The sequence below is a fragment of the Halopelagius inordinatus genome, assembly GCF_900113245.1.
GTDB lineage: Archaea > Halobacteriota > Halobacteria > Halobacteriales > Haloferacaceae > Halopelagius > Halopelagius inordinatus.
The window spans coordinates 146,633-158,207 of sequence record NZ_FOOQ01000003.1 but is presented as its reverse complement, the minus strand read 5'-3'; the positions used below and the strand labels follow the sequence as shown (position 1 = coordinate 158,207).

The following is an 11,575-nucleotide window of genomic DNA, read 5'->3' as shown; positions in this document are numbered from 1 at the left end:
GTAATCGACGCTCTCCGGTTCGACCCGCCCTCTTTCGGTTCTGACCCGGACGCCTCGGTGCCGTCCCGTCTCGGCGCGCCGCCGCGAATTTGTTTCGACTTAATAGAATAATAACAAAATCTGATAGTGGTGTCGGAGCGAACGATGGACGAGGATACGCCGCCGTCGCGCCGGTCTCTGCCCACCTCTCGTCGGGCCGTTCTCGGGACGAGTGCCGTCGCGTTCGCGGGACTTCCCGGATGTCTCGGGGGGCGCGACGAGACGGACCCCACTCCCGTCGTGGACCGGCCCACCGAAGAGGAGACGGACGACCCGCCGACAGACCGGTGTGAGACGCCCGAGATGCGCGACTCCGACGACCCTCTCGTCGTCGAGTTCGACAGTCGCGAGGCGCTTGGCTGTCGAGGGACGCGCCTCGACGGCTTCGAGGACCTCTCGCGGTGGGAGACGTACGACGGGTCTACCGGTGCCGACCTCTCGACGGTGTCTCGCGGGACGCAGTCCGCGCGTCTCGTCGCGTCGGAAGACCAGTCGCTCGCGTGGATCTATCGCCGGTTCGAGGACGGTCTCGACCTGAGCGACCGGGACCTCTCGCTCGCGGTTCACCCCGGCGCGGACGACACTCGATCGGTGGAGATTCGCCTGCAACTGCTCGCGCCGGACCGAGACAACCGCGTCGAGATGTGGCACGGCATCGACGACGTCGGCGGGTGGGTTCGACTCGACTTCGGCCCCACGGAGTTCGTGGGCGACCCCGACCTCACCGACGTCCGAGAGATTCGAATCAAGTCGCTCCCGCAAGAGGGGCGGACGCTCTCGTGTAACGTCGACGAACTGCGGACGACGCCGAAAGTATCCGACCCCGTCGCCGTCGTCACCTTCGACGGCATCCACGAGACGCAGTACCGAAACGCGTTCCAGATCATGGATCGGTACGGGTTCTCGGGGTCCGTCGGGGTGACTCCCGAACTCGTCGGCGGAACCGACAGCCTCAGCGTCGGCAGACTCTCCGAGATGCGAGACGCCGGGTGGGACGTCGTGAGCAACCCCGCCCGGAACCGCCCGCTTTCGGAGTACACGCGCGAGGAACAGGAGGCGGCGATTCGGACCGCAAAGCAGTGGCTCGTGGACAAGGGGTTCGAGGAGGGCGCGCGGTTCGTCCACTGGCCGGAGGGACGACTGGACGAGACGACGCTCGACGTCGGTGCGAAGTATCACTATCTCGGCTTTCTCGGCGGGGGGTCGCCGACCGGACGTATCACCGGCCCCCAGACGGTCACTCGCGTCGACGGCGACGACGTAGAGCGGACGTTCCGAACGCTCGAACTGGCCGAGCGAAGCGGTCAGTCCGTCGTCATCGAGTACCACACCGTCGGATACGCCTACGACAACAGAGCCTCCATCGAGCAGTTCAACCGGACGATGCGGCGACTCGACAGACTCGGATTCCAGGTCGTGACTCCGTCCGAACTCTGGGAGATGCAGTCGCCGGAGGTGTGACGCCGACTCGCGGCGGCGAACCGCCGCGTCCGTTCACGTCGCGCCGTTCGTTCTGTTTATCCTACTTATAACAAACTGACAGTCTGTCAAAGAAGTAACTGATGGACGACAACAGGTCCCCTGCGTCACGGCTCCTCTCGCGTCGTTCGGTCCTCGGAAGCGCCGCATTCGCGTTGGCTGGTCTCGCCGGTTGTACCGGAGCGAGCAGCGAACCGACGCCGGAGCCGATCGTGGACCAACCGGCAAGACAGGAGACGAACGAGACGGCAACCGACCGGTGTGAGACGCCCGAGATTCGCGACTCCGACGACCCCCTCGTCGTCGAGTTCGACAGTCGCGAGGCGCTTGGCTGTCGAGGGACGCGCCTCGATGGCTTCGAGGACCTCTCGCGGTGGGAGACGTACGACGGGTCCATCGGTGCCGACCTCTCGACGGTGAACAAGGGGGTGCAGTCCGCGCGTCTCGTCGCGACGAAAGACCAACCGCGTGCGTGGATCTGCCGTCGGTTCGAGGACGGTCTCGACCTGAGCGACCGGGACCTCTCGCTCGCGGTTCACCCCGGCGAGGACGACACTCGAGCCACGCAGTTCCGCGTGCAGTTGCTCGCGCCGGACCGAGACAACCGCGTCGAGATGTGGCATCCGGTCGGCGGCGTCCGCGGATGGGTGCGACTCGACTTCGGCCCCACGGAGTTCGTGGGCGACCCCGACCTCACCGACGTCCGAGAGGTGCGCATCCAGACGTGGGTCGGCGGCGGGACGGCCGTCTCCTGCAACGTCGACGAACTGCGGACGACGCCGAAACTGTCTGAACCCACCGTGGTCCTCACCTTCGACGACATCCACACGACGCAGTACGAGAACGCCTTCCCGATTATGCAGAAGTACGGCTTCCCGGGGGTCGCGGGGGTGATTCCGTGGCTCACCGACGAACCCGTCCGACTCGGCGCGGACCGACTCGCCGAGATGCGAGACGCCGGGTGGGACGTCGTCAGCCACCCGCAGGGCGAGAAGGCCCTGCCGGCGTACTCGGTGGAGAAACAAGAGGAGATGCTGCGAACGTCGAAGCAGTGGCTCGTCGACAACGGCTTCGAGGACGGCGCGCGGTTCATCCTCTGGCCGTTAGGCCGGGCCGACGAAGCCACCCTCGATCTGGGCGCGAAGTACCACTACATGGGCTTTCTCGGCGGGAGATGCCCGAGCGGACGCATCACCGGTCCTCAGACGATCAGCCGAGTCAACGGCGACGACGTGGAGACGACGCTCCAGATGCTGGAGATGGCGAAGCGTTCTCGCCAGTCCGTGGCCATCATGTACCACACCATCGGCGCGGGTGGGAACCGGATAACGACGGCGGAGTTCGAGCGGACGATGCGACGAATCGACGAACTCGGGTTCCGCGTGGCGACCGCGTCCGACCTCTGGGAGGAGCAGTCGCCCCGCGCCTGATTCGACCCACGTCGCGGACGCGCGGGTTCGTTCAGCCTCCGTTAGAACCCGAATAACCGACTCGCGCCGCTCCGCGAACGCGCTCTCGGTGGACTACGGGGTAGTTTGTGCAGCTTAACAAATATCCTCGACGTGCGAGAGTGGGACGACGAACTAATCCATGACCGAGATGACCCCCCGCGAGACGTGCGAGACCGCCCTCTCTTGGGCGAAGGACCGCAAGTACGCCGGGTACGACCCCTACGACGGACTGAACAGCCCGATTCTCTCTCCGTTCGCGACGAACTGGCTCACCCGACTCGTCGCCATGCACGGCGTGAACAAATCTCCCGTCAACATCCGTCCCCTCCTCGGCATCGACGCCGAACGAAATCCGAAGGGTATGGGGCTGTTCGCCTCGGCGCATCTCAGACTGTACTCGGTCACCGGGGACGAGTCGCACCTCCGCGAAGCGGAGAGACTCCTGAAGTGGCTGATGGAGAACACGTCGCCGACGACGGACCAGTCTGCGTGGGGGTACAACTTCGACTGGCAGAACGCCCGCCGCTTTTTCCTCCCCGCGTACCACCCCTCCATCGTCGTGACGGTGTTCTGCGGCCGCGCGTTCCTCGAACACCACGAACTGACCGGAGAGGAGTGGTCGCTCGACGTCGCCCGCGACGCCGCGGAGTTCATCCGCTCGGAGATAAACGTCGAATCCGTCGAGGGGTTCGACGCGTACACATACACTCCCTACGACTCCTTCGTCGTCATCAACGCGAACGCGTTGGCCGCCGCGTTCTTCCTTCGACTCTCCACGTTCACCGACGACGCCGACCTGCGCGAACGGGCACTCGACCTCTTCGAGTTCGTCCTCTTCGCCCAAGACGAGAGCGGAGCGTGGTACTACTCGATGCCCGCCTCGGACTCGCATCTCAGTCACGACAACTTCCACACCGGCTTCGTCTTAGAGAGCCTGCAGGAACTCGTCGAGTCCGACTACGCCACAGAGGACGCGCGCGAGGCGTACGACAGGGGAATGGAGTTTTACTGTCGGCACCTCTTCGAGGCCGACGGCGCGCCGAAGTTCGAACACGACCAATCGCACCCGTACGACGCCCACGCCGCCGCGCAAGCGCTCATCACGCTGACGAAGTCTGACGACCCGGCGGCCGACGGCGTCGCGACGCGCCTGTACGAGTGGACGATGGAACATCTCTACGACCCGTCGGGCTACTTCTACCGCCGCGTCGGCCGAGTGCTCACCGACAAGACGCCGTACATCCGCTGGAGTCAAGGCTGGATGTGCGTCGCGCTCTCGACGCTCGTCGTCGAAGACTCCGAGTTGGCGGTCGAACGCGACGCCCGCCCGCCGACGGAACTGGCCGACGACGCGCGCTGACGGCGTCGCTCGACGCCTAGGTTTTTGTGCGACGGCGAGGCGATTGTCCGTATCCGATGTCCCGCCGTCGCCGTTCGACCGCCCCGAACCCGCTGTTTTCGCCCGCTACCCTCGGGGTCGACCTCCCGGCGGCGGTCGAATCCCGGTGCGACGGCGACGAACTCCGACGGACTGCGGACCGCGTCTCAGAAGCGGTCGAGCGACCGACTCGGAGGGGTGCGGTCGAGGAGATTCGCCGTCTCCTCGGGTACGAGGAGGTCGCCGACGCGTCCGACTGCGACCGACCCGTCACGTTCGAGAGCGTCGCTCCCGACGAACTCGCGCCGCACGGACGCGACGAACCGACGCGACGCCTCGTCTCGCGTCTCGTCTCCGACGACGGCCCCGACTGGGGCGTCTCGACGGACGGCCGATACTGGCGACTCTACGGGGGGACGCCCGACGAAGAGCGGTATCACGAGGTGGACGTCTCCGCCCGCGCGGACGCCGCCCCGGACGCCCTCGAACCGTTCGTGGCCCTGTTCTCCCGCGGGGCGTTCGCGCGGGCGGACGGCGAGACGGACGAGAGCGACGCGAGTTTCGCCGCCGCCCTCCTCTCTGCGGACGAGGAGCGTCGAAGCGCGGTCCGCGAACGACTCGGCGACCGAACCGCGACTGCCGTCTTCACCGCGTCGGACTCCGACCCCGTCGCGCCCGCGGCGGCGTTCGTCGCTCGCCTCGCGTTCGACCTGTTCGTCGCCGACCGGACGGGACGGTCCGCGCTCGTCGAAACGGGAGAACTCGCCGCCGCCCGGCGGGCACTCCGAAACGCCGTCGCGGAGACGGAGGAAACGCCGCCGGGAGAGGTACTCGCCCGTCCGCACGTCGAGACGTTCCGTCGGTGGATGCGGGCCGCCGCGCGGGCGGACCCGACTGACGCGTTCGACCTGCCGGAACGCCTCTCGGTACTCTCGGCGTCCCGCGACGAACTCGTCCGGATAGCGGACGCCACGGACCCCGTCCGGGTGGCCGAACTCCTCGCGGTGGTTCCGGCTGGCGGTTCGGTCGTCGGCGTCGACTACCGGTCGGTCGACGCGCGTCACCTCGGCGCGGTTTACGAACGCCTCCTCGCGCGCGGTGCGTTCACCGACGACTCGTCTGCTGGCGGTTCGTCCCCCTCGGCCGCCGGTCGGCGAAAGGACGAGGGGTCGTTCTACACGCCGGACTCCGTCGTCTCGTACGTCGTCGGTCGAACGGTCCGCCCACTCGCGGCCGAGGCGCGCGGCGAACTCGACTCTTCCGCGAACGCCGCGAAACTCGAAGAACGCGTCCGCGAGGCGCGGATTCTCGACCCGGCGATGGGGACCGGACACTTCCTCGTCGCCGCGACCGACCGTCTCGCCGACGCGGTTCGAGAAACGGCGAGAGAACGGGGCGAACCGGTCGAATCGGGCGCGCAGGTTCGCGCCCGAATCGCCTCCGACTGCGTCTACGGCGTGGACCGAGACTCGCGGGCGACCGATATCGCGAAACTGACGCTCTGGGCGGAGACGCTCGGCGAAGGTGACGGTCGGTCGGTTCGTCCCCCTCTCTCGGGCCGACTGGTCACCGGTGATTCGCTCCTCGATTCGGCGTCGGACCTGTTTCCGTCGGTCTTCGAGACGTCCGGCGACCCCGTCGGATTCGACGCCGTCGTCGGAAACCCGCCGTGGAAGGGAACCGCCGGTCGGTCGGACGTCAGCGCTCGACTCTCCGACGACGTTCGGTCGTCGCTCCGCGAGTCGTTCGAGTCCGCGGGCGGTTCTCAACCGAATCTCGCCGAGGCGTTTCTCGAACGCGGGCGCGAACTCGCCCCGGAGGGGCGTCTCGGATTCGTCGTCCCCGACGCCATTCTCGTCCGCCTCGGCGCCGAACCCCTCCGCCGATATCTCCTCCGCGAGGGCGGGGTCACTCATCTCCTCCGCGTCGGGTCCGTGTTCCCGGACGCGAACGAGGGCGCGGCAATCGTCGTCGGCGCGCCCGAGGGCCGGGACCCGATTCTGTCGTGGTACGGCGACGCCGAGGCGTTCGCCGAGGCGGCGGCGACGGGGGAGTTCGACTACGGATGCCTCCCGCGGTCGGTGATCGAATCCGAGCGCTACGCTCGGTTTCAACTCCTCCGCGACGACGAGGCGGACGCCCTCTTCCGCCGACTCGAACGACTCGACGCCGTTTCCACGCGCGCGTCGGTGGCGCGCGGCGAGGAGTTCGGCAAGCGCGACGACCGAATCGCCGACGCGCCGGACGAGGGTCGCGTCCCCATCGTCTCGGGGGCGGCCGTCCGTCCGTACGGAATCCGCCCCGACGCCGTCCGGTACGTCGACGCCGAGGCGGTGACGAAAGACGTCTACGACCCGCCGAAACTGGTCGCGCGACAGACCGGCGGATTTCTCGTCGCCGCCGTGGACGAGACTGGGACGACGAACCTCAAATCGGTGTACGACGTGCACGTCGACCACGACGACCCCGAGACCGCGTTGCGACACCTCCTCGGCGTGGTCAACTCGACCGTGTACAACTACTACCACTACGTCCGGCGGAACGCCTACCCCGCGCAGTTCCCCCAACAGAACCAGCGAAACTACGAGACGCTTCCCGTCTGGTCGGGCGAGACGGACGCGGAACTGGTCGGGTTGGTCGAATCGCGCGTCGAACTCGCCCGGACGCGACTCGCACTCGATACGGACGCCCGTTCGTACGCCGCGTTCGAGGACGCGGACGTCCCTCTCGACGCCTTCGACCCGACGCCCGCCGCAGACCCGCTTCTGTCGGCCCACCGGGGGACGACGCCCGGACTCCGAATCGACTCGATTCACGTCCGGACGGAGGGGTCGGACGCCGTCGTCTCCGTCTCGTACGAACGCGACGGCGAGACGACGACGCCGCGCGACGCACTCCGATTCGCGGACGTCTCCGATGACGTCCGGACGGTTCTCCGGGCGTGGCTTTCCGCCGTCTCCGACGCGTCGGTGACGGACCGTCGGGCGACCGGACTGCGCCGCGTCGGACGGAGTCCTCGAACGACGCCCGCGGCGCGACTCCGTTCGCTCTGCGTTCCCGACCCGTCGAAACACGCCGAAGCGATGGCTCGGTATCTCGCCGCCCGCGACCGCCACTCGTCTCTGACCGACCGCGCCCGTCGACTCGACGACCGGATCGACCGTCGGGTGGCGGACATCGTCGGCCTGTCCGACGACCAACTGGACGCCGTCCGGTCGGCGATGGAGAGCGTCGGCGGATGGTCGTCGCTCCGTCCGTGACGCCGTCGGTTCCTGTCGTCGGTGCGTCTCGGGGTCCGCCTTCGATCAGTTTCGCCCGGTTCGTTTGGTGGGATGTGGCGAAGCCGTTTCAAATATTTCTCATTGGATATTTGGCCACCACGGAAGAGTAGAGCCGCAGAATCAAAAATCCTATTCGCTCTTACCAAGAGCTGTAGTACAGAATTCTAAAAATCCCAGAAATTCTAAAATTTTTGAGATTTTCACGTGGTTCTCGACTCGATCCGATTGAGCGTTCATACTGGCAGAATGGCGAATTCACGCGGATTCTGTGTCGCGAACGAGGGAGGGGAGTTATTACGAATACTTTTATTTATCCGCTCGCCACAGTACCTAGCGAATATACGTTATATACGGTATATACAGCCCTGCAGTTTATGCACGAGAGCGGACAACTTACGGACCGATGCCTACGAGCGATGCGGATGACTCCCCAGTACGTCCCACGTCCCTCGACAACATCCTCGTCCCACACGACACGAGAAAGGAATCAGTCGCGGCCGCGGGCCACGCTTTCAGAATCGCGCAGATGGCGGGTTCGACGGTGCACGGTCTGTACGCCGTCGAATCGTCGAGCGTACTCAACGGCCCTCCGTCCGACAGCAGCGAGTACACGCACGAGGAGATTGACTCCTTGGTCCGAGAAGAACTCGAACGGCAGGGCGACGCCGCACTCACGCAGATGGCCGACCGTGCGGAATCGCGCGGCGTTCCGTTCGTCCGCGAGATACGGACGGAATCGGTCGCAGAGGCCATTTTAGACTACGCCGACGAACACGATATCGACATGATCGTGATGGGCAAAGGACGACAGAAGATAGACGGCCCGTCGAACATCGGCGGGAACCTCCTTCACGTTCTCCAGTGGACGGACATACCCGTCCTCACGGTCTGTAATCCCGTTCAGCTGTAGCGGTCCTTTTCGGGAGGGCGACAGACCCACCGCCTTGGCCCACCCCCCGCGGCACCCCCCTCGAACCGCCCGTGGACGACTACTCTGTCGTACCACCAGTCGCTTCGCGCCGAAGTCGGGTACCGTCGGCGCGGATGCGTTCGCGTTGCTCCCGCCGTCGTCCGGTCATCGCTCCTCTCCTGACGAGGGGCCGTCTCCCGCCTCGGTGGTGCCGATATCGACGGCGTAGTACTCCGCCCCGTCGGGAACCTCGGTGATGAGCGTGACCGTCTCCTGTTCGCTCGAACCGAGGCGCACCGACTCGCCTCTGACCCGCGCTACCTCTTGCTCGTCGCGGTAGAACGGTATCTCGACGGTGACCCGCCGTTCTTCGCCCTCGTTTTCGAGCACCACCCAGAACTCGACTTCGTCTCCGCCCGTCTCTCCTTCGATTCGGTCCGTCCCGGCGTCCGCGTATCTCGTCTCCGCGTCGATGACGGAAACGCTGTCTGCCGCTCCGGTCTGCGAGTTTCCGACGGCGCGAATCCGACTGCGGGCGGCGCGTATCTCCTCCGTCGCGGCCCCGTCGGTCCGCGTCTCCAACGTTTCGAGGTGGTCGTCGATGGTGTCGAGCGTATCCTCCTCGTCCGCCCGCGTTCGGTCGCTGAACTCCGGTAACTGCGCTTGGACGGCGTCGAGTTCCTCGTCGATATCGCCGTCCGTCTCCTCGCGCGCTCGTTTGAGGTTGTCTCCGATGTCGATAAGCCGGGACACGTTCGCCATCATTACTCCGGGTGTTCGGTGACGCAGGTATCTCTTGTGGCTCTCTGTCACACGTCTCGCGGGGGCGGGTCAACACTCCCTGTTTCGCCGCCCTCCGATTCTCTTCGTCGCGTTTCGGTGCCGTCTCGTCTTCGTATTCGAACGCGAAATCTTACCGGTAGGAGGTTTGAAACGCGCGATAATTCGCGATTCGGCCCCCGCGCATAAGGGAGTTCGACGCGAAGATGCACGTGAACGCCTCATGTCTAGAGAAAACGATATCGACCGACAGAGTCGAATGACACGAGACCACGACACGATTCGCGGGTGGATCGACGAGAACGACCGCGACGCCATCCCGGTCCGCTACTCGGGCGTCGAAGGCGAGTCGAACCAACTCCGAATCGTTCCCGAACAGGACGTCGAAGACACCCACGAGAAACTGACGTGGGAGGACTTCGGTCGCGAACTCGAAGAGTCGGATCGCGTCGTCATCTATCACGGCGACGGCGACTTCGACGTCATCGACCGCGACGAGGCGGAGACGCACGCTACAGTCGAGAGCGAAGGCTTCGAGGAGGCTCTCCTCGAAGGTGAGACGGTGACGAGCGAAGTCACCGAGACGAAAGTCGTCGAGCGAACGATAGTCGAGGAGGCGACGATAGAGAACGAAGTCGTCGACCGACACGTCATCGACGAGAACGTCGTCGAGGCGGAACTCATCGACCGCGACGTCGTCGAGTTCGGACTCATCGTAGACGACCCCGAGACGATAGACTCCGACGACTTCGACGTGAACCGCTACGACGCGAGTGTCCCGCGGAACGAGGACGTCGCCGTCGAAGCCACCCTCGACGAGGAGTGGTTGCTCACGAAGGAACGAACCGAAGAACTGGTCGTCGAGAGCCGAATCGTCGATACGGACGCCGCAGAGACCGACACCGTCGCGTCCGACCAGTTCGAGGCCAACGTCGACACCGAACACGTCCAGCGCTCGGTGCTCGAGAGCGGTCTCTTCGGTTCCGACGTGGGAGCAAACGAGATAATCGAACACGGAGACATCCGCAGCGAGTTCCAAGAGGGCGCAGTCGTCCGAACCCAACTGCCGGTCAAGACGATGGTCGAAGAGGAAATCACCGTCCAGAAACTCCTCACCGGCACGTTCACCGAGGGCGAGACGCTCGAATCGACGAGCGTCCGAGAGACGGAACTCTCGAGTGAAGTCGTCTCCGACTACGAGTTCGAGTCCGACCTCCTCGTCGCCCAAGAGGCCCACGAGGATGCCGACGCGGGCGCGACTGGCGACTCCCGCGAAGGGATAACCGGCTCCGACCGCACGGAGGAAGGCATCACCGGCACGGACGATGGCCTCACCGACGATTCCAGCGCGGGGATGACCGAGTCCGAAGGCTCCGTCGAGGGCATGGTCGGGTCCACCGAAGGCGGGTCCGAACAACGTCCCGACGACAGCGTCAACGCGACGCCGGAACGAGGGCCCTCGGACCGAGACGAGGGGAAGAAGGTGGTCGACCAAGACGGCGAGGACGTCGGGCAAGTCAAGGAAGTGCGGGGCGGCACCCTCTACGTGGAACCCGACCACTCGCTGACCGAGAAAATCGCCGACTCCCTCGGTTGGAGCGACGACGACGACGAGGATATCTACCCCGTCGAAGCCGAGAACGTGACGAGCATCACCGACGACCACGTCTACGTCTCGACGACGCCGGAGTCGGGTTCGCGGACGACGTAAACTTCGCTCAGTCGGTCGATTACTCTCGTTTTTCTTTCGTCGCTCGTCCCCGTGAGCGCTCGCTGTGCCGTCGGGAACGGAGAGCGGAGTGAACGACCCCGCCGATAGCCGTAGTATCCAAGTGCGCCCCGCCACATCTCTCGGGCACCATGTCGGACGACCCCGACGACAGCGATGTCCGGCGCACGACCGAACCGACACTCGCACGAACGGTCATCGAGGACCGAGGTGGATATCCGGCGCACGACCCTCAGAGCGAGGGACAGGGCGACAGCGGACTCCTGCGAATCGGCCTCCGAGACCGAGACGAGGACCTCAAGGAGATAAGCTGGGACGAGTTCGAAGAAGAGTTCGAGGAGAAGGACCTCACGTTGGTGTACGCCGAGGATGACGACGCGGACGTCGGCGGCGACGAACCCCTCCGTCTCGTTCGCACGGACGACGACGAGTAAACGCGTCAGTCGCACCGTACGACCGACCGGTACCCGTCACGTTCGCGCGTCGTCGGCCGTCGGCGAGTTGCTGTACGACTTTGCCGACCGCGAT

The 11,575-nt window shown here is 65.5% G+C and carries 8 protein-coding genes; 7 read left to right on the top strand and 1 reads right to left on the bottom strand.

Annotated features, from left to right (window positions below; all coding sequences use genetic code 11):
• Window positions 1-144: 144 nt before the first annotated feature.
• The 5 genes from BM167_RS13380 to BM167_RS13360 all read left to right on the top strand — a co-directional run bounded on the left by BM167_RS13380 (window position 145) and on the right by BM167_RS13360 (window position 8,538).
• Complete coding sequence (locus BM167_RS13380) at window positions 145-1,500, top strand: polysaccharide deacetylase family protein (RefSeq protein ID WP_143095514.1); 1,356 nt, start codon at window positions 145-147, stop codon at window positions 1,498-1,500.
• Between the two features lie 230 nt (window positions 1,501-1,730).
• A complete protein-coding gene (locus BM167_RS13375; protein WP_143095513.1) occupies window positions 1,731-2,948 on the top strand; it encodes a polysaccharide deacetylase family protein in 1,218 nt (405 codons plus the stop codon).
• Window positions 2,949-3,108: 160 nt separating this feature from the next.
• Window positions 3,109-4,329: a glycoside hydrolase family protein gene (locus tag BM167_RS13370; protein ID WP_092893223.1), complete on the top strand. Its 1,221-nt coding sequence runs from the start codon at window positions 3,109-3,111 to the stop codon at window positions 4,327-4,329.
• A gap of 56 nt (window positions 4,330-4,385) precedes the next feature.
• Window positions 4,386-7,607, top strand: a complete 3,222-nt coding sequence (locus tag BM167_RS13365) for an N-6 DNA methylase family protein (RefSeq protein ID WP_092893222.1) — start codon at window positions 4,386-4,388, stop codon at window positions 7,605-7,607.
• 424 nt (window positions 7,608-8,031) lie between these two features.
• A complete protein-coding gene (locus BM167_RS13360) occupies window positions 8,032-8,538 on the top strand; it encodes a universal stress protein (RefSeq protein ID WP_092893221.1) in 507 nt (168 codons plus the stop codon).
• A gap of 165 nt (window positions 8,539-8,703) precedes the next feature.
• Here the strand turns inward: BM167_RS13360 and BM167_RS13355 are convergent, their stop codons facing one another.
• Window positions 8,704-9,303, bottom strand: coding sequence for a DUF7553 family protein (locus tag BM167_RS13355; RefSeq protein ID WP_092893220.1), 600 nt, complete (start codon window positions 9,301-9,303; stop codon window positions 8,704-8,706).
• Window positions 9,304-9,577: 274 nt separating this feature from the next.
• Here BM167_RS13355 and BM167_RS18805 point away from each other — a divergent pair, with 274 nt between their 5' ends.
• Window positions 9,578-11,029, top strand: a complete 1,452-nt coding sequence (locus BM167_RS18805) for a hypothetical protein (RefSeq protein ID WP_143095512.1) — start codon at window positions 9,578-9,580, stop codon at window positions 11,027-11,029.
• Window positions 11,030-11,178: 149 nt separating this feature from the next.
• A complete protein-coding gene (locus BM167_RS13345) occupies window positions 11,179-11,481 on the top strand; it encodes a hypothetical protein (protein WP_092893218.1) in 303 nt (100 codons plus the stop codon).
• The last annotated feature ends 94 nt before the right edge of the window (window positions 11,482-11,575 follow it).

What these genes read in the sequence shown, in the direction of transcription:
- BM167_RS13380 (WP_143095514.1), top strand. Translation starts at nt 145, where the DNA reads ATGGACGAGGATACGCCGCCGTCGCGCCGGTCTCTGCCCACCTCTCGT.
- BM167_RS13370 (WP_092893223.1), top strand. Translation starts at nt 3,109, where the DNA reads ATGACCGAGATGACCCCCCGCGAGACGTGCGAGACCGCCCTCTCTTGG.
- BM167_RS13365 (WP_092893222.1), top strand. Translation starts at nt 4,386, where the DNA reads ATGTCCCGCCGTCGCCGTTCGACCGCCCCGAACCCGCTGTTTTCGCCC.
- BM167_RS13360 (WP_092893221.1), top strand. Translation starts at nt 8,032, where the DNA reads ATGCCTACGAGCGATGCGGATGACTCCCCAGTACGTCCCACGTCCCTC.
- BM167_RS13355 (WP_092893220.1), bottom strand. Translation starts at nt 9,303, where the DNA reads ATGATGGCGAACGTGTCCCGGCTTATCGACATCGGAGACAACCTCAAA.
- BM167_RS18805 (WP_143095512.1), top strand. Translation starts at nt 9,578, where the DNA reads ATGACACGAGACCACGACACGATTCGCGGGTGGATCGACGAGAACGAC.
- BM167_RS13345 (WP_092893218.1), top strand. Translation starts at nt 11,179, where the DNA reads ATGTCGGACGACCCCGACGACAGCGATGTCCGGCGCACGACCGAACCG.